15 protein-coding genes are annotated in these 18,718 nt (G+C 52.8%); 9 read left to right on the forward strand and 6 right to left on the reverse strand.

Annotated elements, in window-relative coordinates:
- The first annotated feature begins 31 nt into the window (after positions 1-31).
- The gene (locus tag GJJ30_RS09765) at positions 32-2,893 is read left to right on the forward strand and encodes a SusC/RagA family TonB-linked outer membrane protein (RefSeq protein WP_154174962.1); all 2,862 of its coding nucleotides are present in this window, start codon (positions 32-34) and stop codon (positions 2,891-2,893) included.
- A gap of 90 nt (positions 2,894-2,983) precedes the next feature.
- Positions 2,984-4,483 carry a RagB/SusD family nutrient uptake outer membrane protein gene (locus tag GJJ30_RS09770; RefSeq protein ID WP_154174963.1) on the forward strand — a complete coding sequence of 500 codons (1,500 nt, stop codon included), beginning with the start codon at positions 2,984-2,986 and terminating at the stop codon, positions 4,481-4,483.
- A gap of 90 nt (positions 4,484-4,573) precedes the next feature.
- Here GJJ30_RS09770 and GJJ30_RS09775 read toward each other — a convergent pair whose 3' ends face one another.
- Positions 4,574-5,644 carry a DUF4249 domain-containing protein gene (locus GJJ30_RS09775; protein ID WP_154174964.1) on the reverse strand — a complete coding sequence of 357 codons (1,071 nt, stop codon included), beginning with the start codon at positions 5,642-5,644 and terminating at the stop codon, positions 4,574-4,576.
- A 10-nt stretch (positions 5,645-5,654) separates the two neighbouring features.
- Positions 5,655-8,069, reverse strand: coding sequence for a TonB-dependent receptor (locus GJJ30_RS09780; protein ID WP_310588226.1), 2,415 nt, complete (start codon positions 8,067-8,069; stop codon positions 5,655-5,657).
- Between the two features lie 132 nt (positions 8,070-8,201).
- On the opposite strand from GJJ30_RS09780, the gene GJJ30_RS09785 reads away from it, so the two are divergent.
- From GJJ30_RS09785 to GJJ30_RS09815, 7 genes are all read left to right on the forward strand, one after another.
- The gene (locus GJJ30_RS09785; protein ID WP_154174966.1) at positions 8,202-8,612 is read left to right on the forward strand and encodes a hypothetical protein; all 411 of its coding nucleotides are present in this window, start codon (positions 8,202-8,204) and stop codon (positions 8,610-8,612) included.
- Between the two features lie 193 nt (positions 8,613-8,805).
- A complete protein-coding gene (locus GJJ30_RS09790) occupies positions 8,806-10,056 on the forward strand; it encodes a TolC family protein (RefSeq protein WP_154174967.1) in 1,251 nt (416 codons plus the stop codon).
- A gap of 3 nt (positions 10,057-10,059) precedes the next feature.
- Entirely contained in the window at positions 10,060-11,145 is a 1,086-nt protein-coding gene (locus GJJ30_RS09795) for an efflux RND transporter periplasmic adaptor subunit (RefSeq protein ID WP_154174968.1), read from the forward strand.
- Positions 11,146-11,243: 98 nt separating this feature from the next.
- Positions 11,244-14,357 carry an efflux RND transporter permease subunit gene (locus GJJ30_RS09800; RefSeq protein ID WP_154174969.1) on the forward strand — a complete coding sequence of 1,038 codons (3,114 nt, stop codon included), beginning with the start codon at positions 11,244-11,246 and terminating at the stop codon, positions 14,355-14,357.
- Between the two features lie 62 nt (positions 14,358-14,419).
- Positions 14,420-14,908 (forward strand): hypothetical protein, encoded by a 489-nt coding sequence (locus GJJ30_RS09805; RefSeq protein ID WP_154174970.1) that lies wholly within the window; start codon positions 14,420-14,422, stop codon positions 14,906-14,908.
- A gap of 58 nt (positions 14,909-14,966) precedes the next feature.
- Positions 14,967-15,398 carry a hypothetical protein gene (locus tag GJJ30_RS09810; protein ID WP_154174971.1) on the forward strand — a complete coding sequence of 144 codons (432 nt, stop codon included), beginning with the start codon at positions 14,967-14,969 and terminating at the stop codon, positions 15,396-15,398.
- 92 nt (positions 15,399-15,490) lie between these two features.
- Positions 15,491-15,694: a hypothetical protein gene (locus tag GJJ30_RS09815; RefSeq protein WP_154174972.1), complete on the forward strand. Its 204-nt coding sequence runs from the start codon at positions 15,491-15,493 to the stop codon at positions 15,692-15,694.
- A 70-nt stretch (positions 15,695-15,764) separates the two neighbouring features.
- Here GJJ30_RS09815 and frr read toward each other — a convergent pair whose 3' ends face one another.
- The 4 genes from frr to GJJ30_RS09835 form a co-directional block, all read right to left on the reverse strand.
- Complete coding sequence (frr, locus tag GJJ30_RS09820) at positions 15,765-16,325, reverse strand: ribosome recycling factor (RefSeq protein WP_154174973.1); 561 nt, start codon at positions 16,323-16,325, stop codon at positions 15,765-15,767.
- Positions 16,326-16,443: 118 nt separating this feature from the next.
- On the reverse strand, positions 16,444-17,160 hold the full coding sequence (pyrH, locus tag GJJ30_RS09825; protein ID WP_205880550.1) for a UMP kinase: 717 nt from the start codon (positions 17,158-17,160) through the stop codon (positions 16,444-16,446).
- Between the two features lie 88 nt (positions 17,161-17,248).
- Positions 17,249-17,749, reverse strand: coding sequence for an acyl-CoA carboxylase biotin carboxyl carrier protein subunit (locus GJJ30_RS09830; RefSeq protein WP_154174974.1), 501 nt, complete (start codon positions 17,747-17,749; stop codon positions 17,249-17,251).
- A gap of 30 nt (positions 17,750-17,779) precedes the next feature.
- The gene (locus GJJ30_RS09835) at positions 17,780-18,703 is read right to left on the reverse strand and encodes a DMT family transporter (protein WP_154174975.1); all 924 of its coding nucleotides are present in this window, start codon (positions 18,701-18,703) and stop codon (positions 17,780-17,782) included.
- Positions 18,704-18,718: the final 15 nt, after the last annotated feature.

Genomic DNA, 18,718 nt, shown 5'->3' on the forward strand with positions numbered 1-18,718 from the left:
TTGGTATTACTTTCTCTAACCCGATCCAGGTATGATACACCCACCGCTTTTTCGGTGTTATGCAACGTTATGGACAACGTCCTCTTTTCATTTAACTGCTTGTTTACTTGTACTCTTAACTGCTCAACTTCCCCTTTCTGCTTCCCCAAAAATACAGTCGGATGATTCCCTTTCGATCCGCCACGGCCGTCTGACGGCTTATCAGCACACCAGTTCGACGGATACGGTTTCCAGTCAAAAGCTCGGGCAGATTGTTACCGCAAATCTCGTGCAAGCCTTGCAGGGGCAGGTCGCGGGTTTGCTGGTCCGATCCAATTCCGGCGAACCCGGCGGGGGCGCAACTTTGCAGATTCACGGACCTGGTCGATTCGGTGATACCACGCCTTTGGTGGTGGTTGACGGAATGATTATCGGACAAACGGATAACCTGAACTGGCTGACTCCGAACGCCGTAGAATCGGTCGAAGTGCTAAAAGATGCCACCGCAATGGGCGTGTACGGCATGCGCGGTTCCAACGGGGTCATTCTTATTACGACGAAAAAAGGCACCATTGGCAAACCCCGGGTGACGGTCGATTTGTTTACGGGGGTTCAGCAGATCAACCAGCGGCCCCAACTTCTCAACACGCGCCAGTACATCGATTACATCAACGATAGCCGTTCGAATGGCGGACTGATTCCGGCGTTTAAACTGACCAATCAGGTGTCGCTCGATACGCTGTTGAAAAACAATACGGACTGGCTCGGGGCGCTGTTTCGTCCGGCGCCCGTGCGGAGTGCGTATCTGTCGGTTTCGGGCGGAACCGAATCGGCCCGCTACCTGGTAGGCGCGGATTATTTTAAACAGGACGGGGTTATTTTAGGCTCTGATTTTGAGCGGTTTTCGATCCGGCTCAACACGGATTTTGACCTGCTCGAAAACGTGAAAGTAGGACAGCACCTGACGGTCAGTCAGGCGGTTGAACATGTCAATGATGGCGCCGGGGGCCGAACGGCGATCGAGCAGGCGATTAAAAGTGCGCCGTATCTGTCGATCACCAACCCGAAACGCATCGGTGGTTACGAAGGAACGACTTATCTGGATGCCAGCAATGATGCACTCAATCCCATTGGCCTATCGGTCCTGACCAACGACCGGCAAACCTCCCTGAATCTGATCGGGGATCTCTTCGGTGAATGGACGCTGTTCGACGGATTAAAATACCGGGCCACGCTCGGTTTCGATCTGCGAAATTTTGACCGCGCGTATTCCATGCCCGCGTTCAACATGGGCGAGTACAACATCAACCTGACGGCTTCACTGGCCCGCGCCAAACAGACAGGGTACAATATGCTGCTGCATCACCAATTGAGTTATTCCCACACGCAGGACGCCCACTCCCTGACGGTTTTGCTCGCGGGCAGTCGCCAGACGTACCAAAATAACGACATCTCGGCGTTTGCGGACGGGCTGCCCGGTAACGACATCCGTTCGTTGACGGCTGGTCAGTCGTCGCGCAACCGGACAGTGGGCGGTTCGTACGCGTTTTACCGGGTGGTGAGTTTGCTGGGGCAGTTGTCGTACGATTATGACAAGAAATACTGGCTGACGGCGGTTTTACGGCGCGACGGTTCGTCGCGTTTCGGACCGGGGCACCGTTTTGGGGCTTTTCCGTCGCTGGGAGTAGCCTGGTACCTCAATAAAGAGCGGTTTCTGGAAGCGGTGCCGTACCTGAATACCGTAAAGCTGCGGGCTGGGTGGGGAAAAACCGGTAACGACAACGTCGGCGATTTTCAATATGCTTCGCTGATTACGCAAAACTATAACTACCCATTTGGCCCAACCAATTCGTTTTTAGGCGTTGGGGCTTTTCCGAGTACGCTGCCCAACCCGGGCATTCGCTGGGAAACCACAACGACCAGTAATGTCGGTCTGGATGTTACCGGACTCGACAATATCCTGAAACTGCGGGTCGACTATTTCCGGAAACGCACGACGGATTTGCTTGTAGAGGTTCCGCTACCATCGTCGGTGGGCGCTGCTGCCCCGCTGACCAATGCCGGGACGCTCGATAATTCCGGCATCGATCTGTCTTTAACCGCAGCCCAAAGTAGCGACTTGATTACCTACCATGTAACCGGTTTTGCCAGCTGGCAGAAAAACAAGGTGGTTTCGTTAGGCGACCGGCCGAACCCGGTTTTGGGTGGTCTGGTGCAGGACGAAACCGTAACGGCCACGGCGGTTAGGCAGCCGGTTGGGAGTTACTACGGTTTTCAACGGGCGGGGATTTTTCAATCCCGCGACGAAGTCATTAAAAATCCGAACCTGACCGGGACCGAACCCGGCGACATTCGTTACGCGGATTTGAATAAGGACGGCAAAATTACCGATGCCGATAAGGCGTTCCTCGGCAGTCCGGTTCCGACCTTTTACTACGGTTTGTCGGCTACGGTGAGCAGCATGAATTTTGATTTATCGGTGTTGCTGCAAGGCGCATCGGGGAATCAGCTTTACAACGCCAATGCCTACTGGCTGAACGGCTATCAGGGTCGGTACAATGCCGGAACGGAGGTGCTTACCCGCTGGACCCGCGAAAAACCGTCGACTACGCAGCCGCGCGTCGACGCGTCCAGCACCCGGAATTTCCGGCCGTCGGATCGGTTCGTGGAAGACGGAAGCTATTTCCGGCTGAAAGCCCTGCAACTGGGGTATACCTTGCCCACCAGCCTCACCTCCGCTTTTGGCGCCAGCCGGTTGCGGGTGTACGTAGGTGCGCAGAATCTGTTTACAAAAACAAAATACCGGGGTCTCGATCCTGAATTTGCCAGTAACCAGGCCCTGGCCGAAGGGATCGATTTTGCCCAACAACCGCAGTCGAAGATGTTTCTGGGCGGTATTCAGGTCAGTTTTTAATTAGTAATTGACTGTTTGAGCGGAAAAACCAAACCGCGCAGGTAATCGCTCAATCACTCAATCACTCAATCACCCAATCGCTAACTAGTTATGAAAAACATAAGCACGCTTCTTCTCGCGGCCGGTTTGGTGGCCGGTTGCAGCGAAAAAACGTTAGACGTTCAGAATGTCAATGAGCTGACAACGGATAATTATTACAAAACGGAGGAGGATGCGCTCAAAGCCGTCAATGCCGCTTATGCCACGCTAGCGTCGCCGGACTTGTATTCCCAGATCATGCATTTGACGCAGGAACTGATGTCGGACGAAACCAGCGCAACGGTTTCGACCAGCCCGAGTCTGGTTTTGATGCGGGAAGTAGAAGCTGATGCAACGAATGAAATTTTCAACTTCGTCTGGTCGGGCTGTTACCAGGGCGTTTACCGGAGCAATCTGGCGATTACTCACCTTCCGGGCGTGTCGATGAACGAAGCTAAAAAAAGCCGTCTGCTGGGCGAAGTGTATTTCCTGCGGGCGATGTATTACTTCATTCTGGTAACGAATTTCGGCGATGTTCCACTGATTCTGAAAGTGGTCGACGTCAGTAAACCGGAGGAAAAACAGCCGACCCGGATTGCGGCTGCCAATGTGTATGCGGCCATTCTGAAAGATTTTGAAGAGGCCGAAAAGCGTTTACCGGTTTCGTATGAAGACGACGACATTGGCCGGGCCACGAGCGGAGCCGCCAAAGGATTTAGGGCTAAAGCGCTGTTGTACCGTGCCAATCTGACCAATAGTCAGGCTGATTATGCTGCTTCAGCCAAGCTGTTCAAGGAAATTATCGACTCGAACGTCTACGATCTGGTGCCGAACTACCGGGATAATCACACCAATATCAACGAAAATAACCGGGAATCCCTGTTTGAAGTCCAGTTTTCGACCACGGTTGATCCCGGTGCCTTTTGTGACGAGTGCGGAACCGGCGGTTTGCGGCCGCTTGAAATGGGGGTTCGGGGCCGGGCGTATAACAACGTCATTCCGTCGGAGTGGTACGTCAAGCAGTTTGAAACCGGAGATACCCGGCTGCTGGCGTCGGTTTTTGGTCCGCAGGGCAGCAAGTTCGACGGGCTGGATTATTACAAAGTGCTGGAATACACCCGCTGGTCCGATTTGCTACCTGTTGATTTTGCGGTGCGCAAATACCAGAAAGATGCGGGCAATGAGTTCGACTGGACTACCGGTTCGGATGTCAACATCCGGCTCATGCGGTTTGCCGATGTTTTGTTAATGTTTGCCGAAGCCACTAACTCGGCGCAGGGCCCGACGGCCGATGCCTATGCGGCCGTCAATCGGGTTCGGAAACGGGCCGGTTTGAAAGAACTGGATCCCGGTTTATCAAAAACCGCCTTCATGGATTGGATCATGCACGAACGCGTGGTTGAACTGGGGCTGGAAGGCCACCGCTGGCGGGATTTGGTCCGCTGGAAAAAAGCCTATCAGGAACTGACCTCAAAAGGTCGGCCCTTCGATGAGAAAAAGGATTATTTGTTTCCCATCCCCGCCAAAGAACGCCAGCTCAATCCGAATCTGACGCAGAATCCGGGGTGGTAAGAAATAAATGAATAATGAATAATGAATAATTAATAATGAAAGCCCGCAGACCCTTCATTGTTAATTATTCATTGTTCATTATTCATTCCACTAAAACTTCCACCATCTCGGAGCTTTTGAGGTTCTGCCCAGGTTTTCTGCGCATTTCGCACACGTGGTGGGCGGGGGCTGCGGGGGAGGGGCCAGGATAATGTCTGGCTCGACCGGCGCTTTGCTGCGGTCGATGTAAAGCGGGCGAATGATCATGGAAGAGGCCCCAAAATAACCCAGCACCAGCTCGTCGGACTGGCTGACACTGCTGATATTACCGGTTAAGGTAGCCGGAGCTGCATCGAAAAGACCGCCCACATTCTGAATCATGTCTTTTACCGCCGATAAATACGTGTAGGCTTCTTTCGTCAGAGATTGCTGCTCAATCTCCACATAATAAGGCTGGTACGAGTTAAACGGCGCGCGCAGAATGGGCCGCCGACTGATGCGGTTGCCGTTGATGGCGTTGTCGCTGGTAATATTAATCAGATTTTGATACCGGACAATATCCCAGCATCGGGTGCAGCAGGTCAGGCCGTATTCCTGATAAACGGCGCAACCCGGGCAGGACTGCACCCGGGTAACGTCACAATAGACCAGCGGCTCATAATGTACCCAGCTCCAGCGGTAATTATCGTCTGGCGTCGCCGGATCTTTCAAATCAAGGTAGACGTCAAAGCCTTTGTCGTACGCATCGCTGCCCAGTTTTAGCTGCTGATTAAATTCAATGTAAATCGAATCTATGGGCGCAACCGGTTTCAGCAACTCCGGTTTGGACTGGTATTCGCGACCGTCGGAAAGCCGGATATGCAGCGTGTAGCTTTGGCCGATACTACCCCGCCAGCTTGAATCAGGCTGGTAAAAACCGGGCGATGTTTCGCTGAAAGTCGTTCGCTGATTGGTATTATTCGTGACAAAAACCGTCGCTTTTTCCGCAACATAATTCAGGGACGTTGACGTATAATCGGCCGTAAAACTCATGGAAACCCGGTTTTTGCCGGGCTGGTCGGTCACCAGACCATCCACCACCAGTGCGGGAGGAAGCGAGCGGACGTCGGGATTGATGGGCGTGACGCACTGGCAGAGCAGTACGGTCAGAACGAGACACAAAAAGTAAGATACGGTTTTCATCCAGGCGGGGTTACAACTTGAAATTGTAGGTCAGCGATGGAATTGCCGAACCGAAAATGGATAATTTATTGGCGTCGCTCCCGGCATAGCTGCTAAACCGGTAGAACACGGAATAGGCATTTTTTCGGGCATACAGGTTATAAATCGAGAAGGTCCAGCTGTACCAGTAACGCGATTTTCGGGCGGGATTTTTCTCCCACGTCATTGAAATATCCAACCGGTGGTAATCCGGAATGCGCTGCTGGTTGCGGTCGAGGTAAACCGGCAGTGTAACCCGGTTATTGACCCGAGCTTTGGCGTACGGCACCGTCATCGGCCGACCGGTGCTGTAGGTATAATTGGCCGAAAACGTAAACTTGAGCGATGGCCGGTAGATCGCCAGCGCATTCACCGCGTGCGGTTTGTCGTAATTTGCCGGATACCAGTTTCCGTTGTTAATCCGCTCGCCCGCGTAGAGGCCGTCGACCAGCAACAGCGTGCGCGTGTAGGCGTAACTGACCCAGCCCGTCAGAAATCCTTTGTTTTTCTTCACCATCAATTCAACGCCATAGGCTTTTCCCCGGCCCTGAACCAGATCGGTTTCGGGTGTCGGATTGAGCAGCAATTTGGCGCCGTCGCGGTAGTCGATCGCGTGCTGAATCTGGCGGTAATAAACCTCCGCCGAAATTTCGTAGGTGTCGTTCTGGTAATTCCGGAAATACCCCGCCGACAGTTGATCGGCAATCTGCGGCCGGATGTGGTTGTCGCTCATTTTCCAGCGCGAAGTCGGTAAAGCCGCCGTCGAATTCGTAATCAATTGCAGGTATTGCCGCGTTCGGGTATACGAAAATTTTAGCGACTGATCGGATTGCAGCGCCCAGCGCAGCGCCAACCGGGGCTCCAGACCGCCGTAACTTTTGGCTACCGATCCGGCGCCAATGGTCTCCTCGCTGGCCAGCGTTTCGGGTCGGCGGGGGCCGTTAGGTGCGTAGGTGCGCAAGGTGGTGGGGCCGAGAAACAGGAATTGCGAATACCGTAATCCGGCGACAAGCGACGTTTTCTCGTTCAACGTGATTTCATCTTCGGCGTACAAACCGGCTTCCAGCCCCTGCTCGGACGGCAGATCAACGGGCTGCACGTTGGAAACCGGACCGGGCGTCAGTGTATTGGGTGACAAATCGTAATGCGTTGCCTGAACCCCGAACGACCAGTGGTGCAGATCGGTCTGGTAGTTGAGTTCGGCCTTGCCAATTTTCGACAGCAGTTCCGATTGCAACCGGAATTTATTGCTGCTATCGGGCACGGCGGTGGCCGCCCGGTAGCGCGAAACCACGCCGGATAGATTCAGAATCAGGCGGTTATTGAACGTGTGGGTCCATTTCAGCGAACCGTTTGCGGTTTGGTAATCGAAACCGGTTTGGGTAGCCGATACGTCCACCGACAACAGCGAATCCGAAGGCAATAACATCCGGTCGTCGCTGACGTAGCCCGACAGATAAACCGTATTCTTTTCGTTGGGCAAATACTTGATTTTGGCGGTAACATCGTAGAAACTGGCTCTTACATCCCGAATATTGGCCGGACCGGCTTTGAACAGGAAATTGTTGATTGCCAATCGCGTATCGGCCAGAAACGTGAGTTTGCGCCCCGCAATCGGCCCTTCGATTCCCAGGCGGTTTGAGATCAGGCCGACGCCACCGCTAAGCCGCAGTTTTTCGGCATCCGGTTCTTTGGTTCGCACATCGAGCACGGCGGACGTTCGGCCCCCGTAACGGGCGGGAAGACTGCCTTTCTGCAAAGTTACATCGCGAACCGCATCGGGATTGAAAACCGAAAAGAAACCCATCAGGTGAGACGAATTGTAAATCGGCGCGTCGTCGAGCAGCACCAGATTCTGATCGACGCTGCCGCCCCGCACGTTGATGCCCGTTGCTCCTTCGCCGACGGTCGTAACGCCCGGCAGGAGCAGCAGACTCCGCACAATATCCACTTCGCCCATCAGTGCGGGCATTTTGATGATGCGCTGGATGGACAGTTGCGTAACGCCCATTTCCACTTTTTTAACGTTCCGATCCTGCGTCTCGGTTTTGACGGTCACTTCGTCGAGGAGCCGGGTGTCGGGCGACAGGGAAATGTTGTTCAGGTTGCGGTCGGGCGGAACCGTCACTTTCTGTTCAAAACGCAGGTAGCCCAGGTGCGAGATCAGGAGGGTGTAGGTGCCGCCGGAAACCGTTAGCGTATAAAAACCGTCGCGATCCGTGGTGGCCCCCCGGCGGGTTTCCGTGATAAAAACGGACGCTCCGCTGATGGGTTTGTTGGTACTGGTTTCGCGCACGTAGCCGGAAATAACGCGGGAAAGCGAAGACTGAGCCTGTACGCCAACACAACTAAATGCAAAGAATAAGCCGGCCAGAACGAATGGCCCGCCATAGCGTAGAAATTTCACCAATCAGCATAGGTTTAGAACTCAGGACAAGATACTGACAAATGATCAATTTGCAATATGGCGGGAATGATTTGGCTTCTAAGGCTATTGAGCGGTTTCCGGCGGTTTTTTGTATCTTTGCAATGTCTTTGCATGAAAAAACTTCGTCGACTTCCTTTATTGCACCGGATTTTCTGCCTGTTGATGGCCATCAACGTGCTGAACTTCAGTATCGACCCCCCGGACGAAATCGCTCAATCCGCGATTCAGAACGTGGGCGTGGAAGATTTGTCGGTCAATAAAATGGAAAGTATCGGGGAGGTCTTTCTGGAGAAAGTCCTCGAAATTCCGAACGCCATTCCCGAGCAGGACGATCCGGATCACCCGGTTGCGGTCAAATTAGTGAAGTCGGTTTATGACTGGAATGCCTCCCAGGCCGTCGCTTCCGTCGAAAAAATAACCGTTAGTTTTCCCTTACTGTCCCAAAAGAAGCCCTTCTTTTACGCTTCTTTCTACTCGTCTCATTCGCCCGAGATTGATTCTCCTCCGCCCAAACGGGCCTGATTTTCCCCTTTTCTGGTGAAGTGATCAACCGGGGTCGCTGGTCGGCCGGTGGGTTGTCCTTCCGTTTTTTCGTATCCACGGTTTTGCCGCGTTGCGTGCTGCGTCGATCTTTTCGGGGTCTGGCGTTGTAGCATTGCTTTCGGGTAATCACCGGACCGGTACGTCATTCATTCCACTATGTGACTTCAGGATTATGATTAAATACATGACCCTGGCGGTTCTGCTTTACTGCGGAATGGCCCGGGCTCAGGACACGCTGTCCATCCACCTCCGGCAGGCCGATAGCCTGTTTGGCGGGCGAAATCTGCTCGCGCTCGCGGGTCGTTACCAGATTGAAGCGGCTCAGGCCCAGGTTCTTCAGGCAAGTTTGTTTGAAAATCCGACCATAACGGCTGAAGTGAATGCCTATAATCCCGAACGGGGTCGGGCGCTCGACGTTGGCAGACAGGGACAAAAATTCGTCAGCATCGAGCAACTGCTCTATACCGCCGGGAAACGCAACAAACGGGTGGCGCTGGCGCAGGAATCGGCGCGATTGACCGAACTGGAATTCCGTGATTTGCTGCGGGCGATGCGGTTCGAGCTGCACACCCGGTTTTATGAAATGTATTTCCAGCAGAAAACGCTGAGTCAGTATGACCAGCAGATTGCGGTTTTGCAAAACACCGTCGATGCCTTTGAGGAACAATACCGGCGTAACAATATTTCGCTGCGGGAGTTACTGCGACTGAAATCGCTGCTGTTTCAACTGTCGAAAGATCGCACCGAAATCCGCTCCCAGCTCACGGACCAGCAACAGTTTCTGCAAACGCTGCTGGCTACCAACCAGCCAATCCGACCGCTAGCCGACGAAACCGCCCTGGCGCGGCTTAAACCGCCGGTTCAGTCACTGGATTCGCTCTGGAATCTGGCGCTGCAAAACCGCCCCGATCGGCAGCTCAGCGAGTCGCTGACCCGGCAGGCCCAACTGAATTACAATCTTCAGAAAGCACTGGCTAAACCGGATGTGCGGGTTGGAGGGGTTTACGATCAGTCGTCGAACTACATTCCGAATTATTTCGGGCTGTCGGTGGCGGTGGATTTGCCGCTTTTCAACCGCAATCAGGGCGCCATTCGGGCTGCAGAGCGTCAGATTGGCTACCAGAAAGGGTTGCAGCAGCACAAAACCCGGCAAATTGAAAATGAAGTGACGGCCGCCTGGCAGAAAATCCGCCATTCCGAGCAAATGATCCGGTCGGTCGAAGGGCGGTTTACGGAACAGCTCGAAGAACTGAACGAGGGCGTGGTGAGCAACTTTCTGAAACGCAATATCTCCCTGCTCGAGTTTGTCGATCTCTTCGAAACCTACACCGAAAACGTCCGGGATCTGAACCGGCTGAAGGCCGACCGGATGACGGCTTACGAGGAATTTAACTACGTCATTGGTACCGATTTAATCAACTAAATCATGAACAAAATTATCATAGGCGGTTTCCTGCTAATGCTGGGAATGGCTAGTCTGGGGTGTCAGAAAAAAGCGGAAGTGGAAGAAGCCAAAGCGTTTATGCTCTCGGATACGATGTTAAAACGAATCCGGCTGGATACGGCCCGAGTTCAGCCGGTCCGGAATGAACTGACGCTGGTGGGGCGGGTGATCGCCGACGAAAACAAGGTCATCAAGGTGTTTCCACTGGTGGGTGGAAACGTGGAAACAGTGCCGGTTGAACTGGGCGATTACGTCCGCAAAGGTCAGACGCTGGCGCTGATTCGCTCCGGCGAAGTGGCCGATCTGGAGCGGCAAATGATTCAGGCGCAATCGGGCTTGCTGGTGGCTCAGAAAAATCTGCGGGTGGCGCAGGACCTGAACGAGAGCAAACTGAACGCTCAGCGCGACGTAGTGCAGGCGCAAAATGAAGTAAATCAGGCCGAAGCCGAGCTGACCCGTTTGCGGGAAGTTTTCAAGATTTACGGGCTGGGTAAGTCAACGAACTACACCGTCAAGGCGCCAATTTCCGGTTTTATCATCGAGAAAAATGTCAATCCCGGTTTGCAACTGCGCTCCGACAATGCCGACAACCTCTTTACGATCGGCGAAATCAACGACGTCTGGGTGTTGGCCAATGTCAATGAAAGCGATATTGGGCGCGTACGGACGGGCATGGATGCGCAGATCGAAACCCTGAGTTACCCGGATCAGGTGTTTCGGGGCAAGGTCGATAAAATCTATAACGTGCTCGATCCCAGTACTAAAGCGATGAGCGTCCGCATCAAGCTTTCCAACGCCGATTACAAGCTAAAACCGCAGATGCACGCGACCATTCGGCTCAGCCTGGCAACCGGAGAACAACTGACGACGGTGCCGACCGACGCGGTTATTTTCGATCACTCGAAAAATTTCGTGGTCGTCTACCGAAACCGGAGCGACCTGGAGGTTCGGGAGGTGTCGGTCCACAAGACGTTGCGCAAAGTCACCTACCTCGATTCGGGCGTTCGGTCCGGCGAACGCGTGATCTCCAAAAATCAAATCCTGCTGTATAACGCACTTAGCAATTAATGAGTGAAAGAGTGAATGAGCGAATGTCTGGTCGTCAGCCGATGAACGATGACAAGAATTCACTCATTCACTCATTCACTCAATCGCTCATTGAACTCATGAATCAATTCATTCGAAATATTGTCGGTTTTTCGCTGAAAAACCGGTTTTTTATCTTTTTCATGACCGCCGGTTTGGTCGTTGCCGGGGTATTTAGCTACCTGAAGACGCCACTGGAAGCGTTTCCCGATGTAACCAATACCCAGATCATCGTCGTAACGGAGTGGAACGGCCGCAGCGCCGAAGAAATCGAGCGGTTTGTAACGGTTCCCATCGAAGTCGCCATGAACTCGGTGCAGCGAAAAACCAACGTTCGCTCCGTTACTATGTTCGGGTTGTCGGTCATCAAAATCATTTTTGAGGACGATGTTGAAGATTTTTTCGCCCGACAACAGGTGAATAATCAACTGCGGAATGTGGCGTTGCCCGAGGGCGTTGAGCCGGATGTCCAGCCTCCCTACGGCCCAACCGGGGAAATTTTCCGGTTTACGCTAAAAAGCGATAAGCGCGACAGCCGCGAACTGCTGACGATTCATAACTGGGTGATCGACCGCCAGTTGCGGAGTGTTTCGGGCGTCGCGGATGTCGTGGCTTTTGGCGGGCGGCAGAAAATCTACGAACTGCGGGTCAATCCCACGCAACTCGCCAAATATGATTTGACACCACTTGAAGTTTACCAGGCCGTCACCCGGAGTAACATCAACGTCGGGGGCGACGTCATCGAAAAGAGCGGGCAGGCGTATGTGGTGCGCGGAATTGACCTGCTGACGTCCATTCAGGACATTGGCAACATCATCATCGAAGAGCTGAACGGAAATCCGGTTTTGGTGAAAAACGTCGCGGAAGTAGCTGAATCACAGTTGCCGCGCGTGGGTCAGGTCGGACTGGACGACGACGACGATGTGGTGGAAGGTATTGTAGTGATGCGGAAATCCGAAAACCCCAGCGAAGTGCTGACGCGCGTCAAAGCCAAGATCGAGCAATTGAATACGCGAATTCTTCCGGCTGACGTCAAAATGGTCACGTTTTACGACCGCGACAACCTGATCGAGTTCTGTACGCACACGGTTTTGCACAACCTCACCGAAGGCATCGTGCTGGTAACCGTGATGGTTTTTCTGTTCATGGCCGACTGGCGCACCACGCTCATCGTTTCCATCATCATTCCGCTGGCGCTGCTCTTTGCCTTTATGTGTCTGAAATTGAGGGGGATGTCGGCTAATTTGCTGTCGATGGGTGCCGTCGATTTCGGGATTATCATCGATGGGGCGGTGGTGATGGTCGAGGGAATATTTGTCACCCTCGACCATCAGGCGCACAAGGTTGGCATGGCGCGTTTCAACAAACTCGCCAAACTGGGGCTGATCCGGAAAACCGGTGGGGAACTGGGAAAGGCGGTTTTTTTCTCCAAACTGATCATCATTACCGCCTTGTTACCGATTTTTTCCTTTCAGAAAGTTGAAGGAAAAATGTTCTCTCCGTTGGCCTGGACGCTGGGGTTTGCCCTGCTGGGTGCGCTGCTGTTTACGCTGACGCTGGTGCCGGTTTTGTGTTCCATTCTGCTGAAAAAGAACGTTCGAGAAAAGAATAATCCCGTCGTCAACTTCTTCGACCGCGTTGTCATGGCGGGTTTTGGCTGGTGTTACGGTCGAAAAAAGCGCAGCATCGTTGCGGCTTTGCTGCTGATGGGTGGCACGTTTTTCTCCGCCCGTTTTCTGGGAACGGAATTTCTGCCGCAACTCAACGAAGGCGCGTTGTGGGTAACGGCGGAACTGCCCATGAGCCTGTCATTGCCCGAAAGTGTGGAAATGGCCGGTCAAATCCGGCACGATCTGAAAACCTTTCCGGAAGTGAAACAGGTGCTTTCGCAGGTGGGTCGCTCGAACGACGGAACCGATCCCAACGGTTTTTACTTCTGCCAATTTCAGGTCGATCTGACCCCGAAAGAAGAGTGGAAACGGCGCATTTCGGTGGAAGAACTCACCGATGAGATGGACAAAAAACTGCGGAATTACCCCGGCGTCCTGTACAATTATTCCCAACCGATCATCGACAACGTGGCCGAAGCCGTGGCTGGTTATAAAGCGAGCAACGGGGTGAAAATCTTCGGTCCGGACATTTATGAGCTGGAAAAATACGCCGATCAGGTCCTGAAAGCCATGAAAAACGTGGAGGGTGTGCGGGATCTGGGCATCATCCGCAACGTCGGTCAGCCGGAAATCAGCGTGTTGTTTCACGACCATAAAATGGCTCTGTATGGCGTGACGACCGCCGATGCGCAGGCCGTTATCGAGATGGCGATTGGTGGAAAAACCGCTTCAGTCCTGTACGAAGGCGAACGGCGATTCGACATTCGGGTTCGGTATCAGGATGCGTACCGCCAGAGCGAGGAAGACATCATGAACCTGATGGTGCCGACGCTGAAAGGCGGCCTGATTCCGCTGCGGGAAATTGCTTCGGTTCGGAAGCAAACCGGTCCGGCCTTCATCTACCGCGATATCAATCAGCGGTTTATCGGCGTCAAATTCTCGGTTCGCGGGCGCGATTTGGGCAGCACCATCGCTGAGGCTCAGCAAAAAGTGAATGCGGCTCTGAAACCGGGCAAAGATTATTCGGTGGAATGGGTCGGGGAGTTTGAAAACCAGGTTCGGGCTACCGAGCGGCTGGCCCAGGTCGTTCCGATCAGTCTGGCTGCCATTTTCGTCATTCTGTTTATCACTTTCGGAAACACCAAAGATGCCGGGCTGGTGCTGCTCAATGTGCCGTTTGCACTGATTGGTGGCATTCTCGCACTGCACCTCACAAGCATGAATTTCGGTATTTCAGCGGGCGTCGGCTTCATCGCGCTCTTCGGGATTTGCGTGCAAAACGGGGTGATTCTGATCTCGGTTTTCAACAAAAATCTGCTGGCCCGCATGTCGCTCGACGAGGCCATTCGCGCCGGTGTTCAGTCCCGCATCCGGCCGGTTGTCATGACGGCGCTCATGGCCGCCATTGGTTTGCTTCCGGCGGCTATTTCGACAGGGATTGGTTCGGAAACCCAAAAACCGCTCGCCATTGTCGTGATTGGTGGACTGGTGACAGCTACGGTTTTAACGCTTCTGATCTTCCCGATTATCTACCGGTTTTTCTACCGCCACCGCGTTCACCGGCTGAAGGATCTGGACGAGTAGGAATATTAACTTCAGTCTAATGAGCAATTAATCAATCAGTTACATCTAAAAAAAAGAAAGTTATGATAAGCAAATCAAGGGTGAATCGTTTGTGGGCCTTCGTCAGCCTGTTGGTTGTCGCGGTCGTCAGTTTTAATTGCCAGGATAAGGCCGGGGCGGATTTTATTTATGAAGCGTCGCGGGCCGGGGTGGCTCCGGGCGCTTACGGTGGGTTGCAATCGGCGTTTCCCAACGCGCAGGCCGTTACCTGGACGAATTTTCAGGAGCGGATCTGGGAAGCGCGATTTACCGATGCATCGGCTTCGAAAGTGGCCGTTTTTCGGGTAACCGGTGCGCTGATTGATCAGGGTTTGCTGATCGCCCAGACGAACTTGCCCGAAACCGCCCGAACGTACCTCAGCACCCAGTATTCGGGTAGCAAAATCCAGACAGTTATCGCGGGAGGAGCCAACAGTGGATTCCGGGTTATTCTGGTCGATTCGACCGGCTCCCGAATCTGGTGGGCGCAATTCGAGACAACCGGTCCGTTTCGATCGATCGTCGAACTCTGATTTTCCGGCCAAAATTCAACAAGTACGGTTTCAACCAAACCGTACTTGTTGATAAAAAATGTGTTTCTTTACGGTTGAAATGATCAATCGCAACCGCCAAATCCCCAACTTCCGAAACCGTGCCGCCGAATGGTTGCTGCTCGTCACGCTGTTTTGCGGGCTGTTTCTGCTTTGGGGTAGTTTTGGCGATTCGGATTTCAAACAACGACCCGTTCAGATCGAATCCGTTACTTCGGCGCGGCCCGTTGTTTCGCCGGTCCGATCCGTTGTATTTAAGAGTGAACCGCTTGCTGTCGCTAAGAAAGCGATTTTGTCGGTCCGTTTTTTATTCGATCTTCGGAATTTAGTTGTCTTCAACCGGCTCGAAAAAGTAAAGTTTGCGGTTTTTTCAAAAGCTACTGCGGTTGGTAAAACCGCCTGCCATTTTCTTCTTCCCAAAACCATTCCTCAAAGCTCCGACGAGGAATCCGTGACTTTTTACCGGGGATAATCCATTTTCGGCCAGCCGAAAACCGGCTTTCTATTCACACTTCTAAAAAGTCACCCGGCTGTTGATATACAGCTGAATACCATTCTATTTCCATGAAAAAAGTCATAAAACTGCTCAGGCTGGTCGGCCTGGGTCTATTGCTTGGGTTAGCGTTGATGGGCATCGGAATTGGCGGGGCCGGACCGGTTTTTTCATCGCAGAAAGATCGTTATCCTGACAACGGAATCCGGACCGAACTGGTCCAGTCAAAAGAAGAAGATGAAGTTGACTCAGAGCTAAAAGAAGTCAAAAGCTAAACCGGTGTTGATCCCGAAACCGCTCGGTTTTCGGGAGCAACACCTGTTGAATAAAAACCGCAGCAGGGGTTTACACCACCATAATATCCTTTTCCTTGGCGACGAAAATTTCGTCGATTTTAGCGATGTAACTGTCGGTCAGTTTCTGAACGCGCTCTTCACCTTTCTTCACTTCGTCTTCCGAAACGCCTTCTTTGGTCAGTTTCCGGATGCCGTCGTTGGTGTCTTTGCGGATGTTCCGGACGTTGACCTTAGCCACTTCAATTTCAGCCTTGACTTTCTTGACCAGATCCCGGCGACGTTCTTCGGTCAGGGCGGGAATATTCAGCCGGATGTTTTCGCCGTCGTTGGTCGGCGACAGGCCGAGATTGCTGTTGCGAATGGCTTTCTCGATTTCGCCGATCATTTTCCGTTCGAACGGTTTGATGGCGATGGTCCGGGCGTCGGGCGTCGTAATCGATGCAACGTTGTTGATGGGAGAATTCATACCGTAGTATTCCACCTGAAGACCGTCCAGCATCGAAGCAGAGGCTTTGCCCGCCCGGATTTTTCCTAATTCGATATTCAAATGCTTCAACGCCTTTTCCATCGTATCCCGGGCGTCCTCGAGATAAAGCTCAATCTCTTCCATTAGTTATAAAATAATGATGAATTATGGACGATGAACGATGAATGTATGGTTTTGTACATTCTTTGTCCATCTCCGCATGGGCGGCCCCGTCATAATTCATCGTCCATAATTCATCATTCTATCCAGTGATCAGGGTCCCGATATCGTCACCTTCGACCAGCCGAACCAGATTCCCTGCTCGATTCATATCGAACACGATGATGGGGAGATTATTTTCCTTGCACAGCGTAAAGGCGGTCAGGTCCATTACGTTGAGTTTCTTTTCGTAAACGTCCTGAAACGAAATGGTGGTATAGCGGGTAGCGGTTTTGTCCTTGAACGGATCGGCGGTGTACACACCGTCGACTTTCGTCCCTTTTAGCACCACGTCGGCTTCCACTTCAATGGCCCGCAAACTGGCCGTTGTATCGGTTGTGAAGTAAGGATTACCGGTTCCGGCCCCAAAAATAACGATCCGGCCTTTTTCGAGGTGACGAACCGCACGCCGACGAACATAGGGTTCGCAGACCTGCTCCATTTTGATGGCCGACATCACGCGCGTATACAAACCGTGCTGTTCGAGCGAACTCTGGATGGCCATGGCATTGATGACCGTGGCCAGCATGCCCATGTAATCGCCCTGAACCCGGTCCATGCCGCTGCGTTCGCCCTGAATGCCCCGGAAAATGTTGCCCCCGCCAATCACGATGGCAACCTGGACACCCATTTCAACTACCCGCTTGATTTCCAGACTGTATTGGTCCAAAATCACCGGATCGATGCCGTACCCTTTTTCTCCACTCAGAGCTTCACCGCTAAGCTTGAGCAGAATGCGTTTATATTTCAGTTGAGTCATGAAGGAAAGTTTGGCGACAAATATAGCAAAAGTGATGAGTTAAGAGTCAAGAATTACGAGTTAACAGACGTATTCGTAACTTTAACTCTTAATTGAACTCAACCAGAACCTGGTTTTTGTCGACGGTCTGGCCCCGATTGATCAGTACGGTTTTGATGATGCCGTCGGTGGGGGATTTGATGACGTTTTCCATCTTCATCGCTTCCAGAATCAAAACCGTATCACCTTTCCGCAGGGTGTCGCCGGGCTGGATGTTAAGGCTCAGGATCAGGCCGGGCATGGGGGCTTTGATGTGGTTGATTTTGGTCTGACTGGCCGCGCTCATGCCCATTTTTTCCAGGAGCAGATCGAAGCGGTCTTTCAGCTTAATGCGATGAACCGACTGATTTATTTTTAAGGTAGCGGTTTTTTCAGCGGGGTCAAGCTGGAGAATTTCGGCCGTATACGAACGGTTCTGGTGCAGAATGTGAAACGTTCGGTCGTTCAGGCGCGCCAGATCCCACTGCAGGGGCTGGCCGTTTAAAACCGGTTGATCACCGGAAAAGCTGATTTCAAACGATTCCTGATCATTGACGGAGGCACGAAACATGGATAAGACGTTTTGGAATGTGGGGAAATCTTACTTTTTATTGATCAAATATACACCCAACAGGCAAATTCCCATACCGGCAACCTGCGGCCAGTGGAGCGGTTCGCCGTCGAGCAGTCCCCAAAGTACCGCAACGACCGGAATCAGGTACGTAACCGTCGAGGCAAACACGCCGGAAGTTAACTGAATAATTCGGTTAAATAGAATGGTGGCAAAACCGGATCCGACCATGCCGAGCGTGACCAGCATCAGCAGCGAGGGTGTTGAGCCCGTAGAAAATGCCCGCGTGGGAAAATCGGTGGTTGCCAGACCGAGCAGGGCAAGCGGGCCGACCATCGCAAAGGTCGAAGCCGTCGATACCAAAGCGGGCAAATCGGTCAGATACCGCGACACGATGTTGATGTTAAAACCGTAGCAGAGCGTGGCCAGCACGATCAGAAAGGCGTAGCCATTGTAAGAAAACGAACCGGTCGCGCTGAAAAAAACGAGAAAAACCGACCCGGCAAATCCGAGTAGAATGCCGCCAATCTGCACCAGCCTGGGGCGTTTGCCAAACAGCATAATCCCGATCAGAAAGGTAAACAGCGGACTGAGCGCGTTGAGTGTTCCGGCAAGCGAGCTGTTCAGATGAGCCCCGGCGGTGGCGAAGAGAATCGCCGGAATCAGGTAACCGAGCAGGCCCGAGCCCAGTAGCGGGAGCCAGCGGTTTGCGGGAAACTGTTTGCCAAGAATGAGCAGATACGGCAGAAAAAAAACAAAAGCCAGGAAAATACGGCCCGTTCCAACCTGCATCGGCGAAAAAACCGCCAAGCTGTGTTTGATCAGAATAAACGAAGTTCCCCAGATCAAGGCCACCAGAATGAGCAGCAGCCAGGCCCAGAACCGGCGTTTCGATGGAGGATGGTCAACGGGTTCGCTGGCAGAAAGTGAGTTTTCGGTAAATGGTTTCGTCATAGTCTGAAAACCGCT

The sequence above is a fragment of the Larkinella terrae genome (genome assembly GCF_009668025.1).
Lineage (GTDB): Bacteria > Bacteroidota > Bacteroidia > Cytophagales > Spirosomataceae > Larkinella > Larkinella terrae.

Excerpts from the sequence above, each read along its gene's own strand:
- GJJ30_RS09765 (WP_154174962.1), top strand. The coding sequence starts at position 32 with ATGATACACCCACCGCTTTTTCGGTGTTATGCAACGTTATGGACAACG.
- GJJ30_RS09770 (WP_154174963.1), top strand. The coding sequence starts at position 2,984 with ATGAAAAACATAAGCACGCTTCTTCTCGCGGCCGGTTTGGTGGCCGGT.
- GJJ30_RS09775 (WP_154174964.1), bottom strand. The coding sequence starts at position 5,644 with ATGAAAACCGTATCTTACTTTTTGTGTCTCGTTCTGACCGTACTGCTC.
- GJJ30_RS09785 (WP_154174966.1), top strand. The coding sequence starts at position 8,202 with ATGAAAAAACTTCGTCGACTTCCTTTATTGCACCGGATTTTCTGCCTG.
- GJJ30_RS09790 (WP_154174967.1), top strand. The coding sequence starts at position 8,806 with ATGATTAAATACATGACCCTGGCGGTTCTGCTTTACTGCGGAATGGCC.
- GJJ30_RS09795 (WP_154174968.1), top strand. The coding sequence starts at position 10,060 with ATGAACAAAATTATCATAGGCGGTTTCCTGCTAATGCTGGGAATGGCT.
- GJJ30_RS09800 (WP_154174969.1), top strand. The coding sequence starts at position 11,244 with ATGAATCAATTCATTCGAAATATTGTCGGTTTTTCGCTGAAAAACCGG.
- GJJ30_RS09805 (WP_154174970.1), top strand. The coding sequence starts at position 14,420 with ATGATAAGCAAATCAAGGGTGAATCGTTTGTGGGCCTTCGTCAGCCTG.
- GJJ30_RS09810 (WP_154174971.1), top strand. The coding sequence starts at position 14,967 with ATGTGTTTCTTTACGGTTGAAATGATCAATCGCAACCGCCAAATCCCC.
- GJJ30_RS09815 (WP_154174972.1), top strand. The coding sequence starts at position 15,491 with ATGAAAAAAGTCATAAAACTGCTCAGGCTGGTCGGCCTGGGTCTATTG.
- frr (WP_154174973.1), bottom strand. The coding sequence starts at position 16,325 with ATGGAAGAGATTGAGCTTTATCTCGAGGACGCCCGGGATACGATGGAA.
- pyrH (WP_205880550.1), bottom strand. The coding sequence starts at position 17,160 with ATGACTCAACTGAAATATAAACGCATTCTGCTCAAGCTTAGCGGTGAA.
- GJJ30_RS09830 (WP_154174974.1), bottom strand. The coding sequence starts at position 17,749 with ATGTTTCGTGCCTCCGTCAATGATCAGGAATCGTTTGAAATCAGCTTT.
- GJJ30_RS09835 (WP_154174975.1), bottom strand. The coding sequence starts at position 18,703 with ATGACGAAACCATTTACCGAAAACTCACTTTCTGCCAGCGAACCCGTT.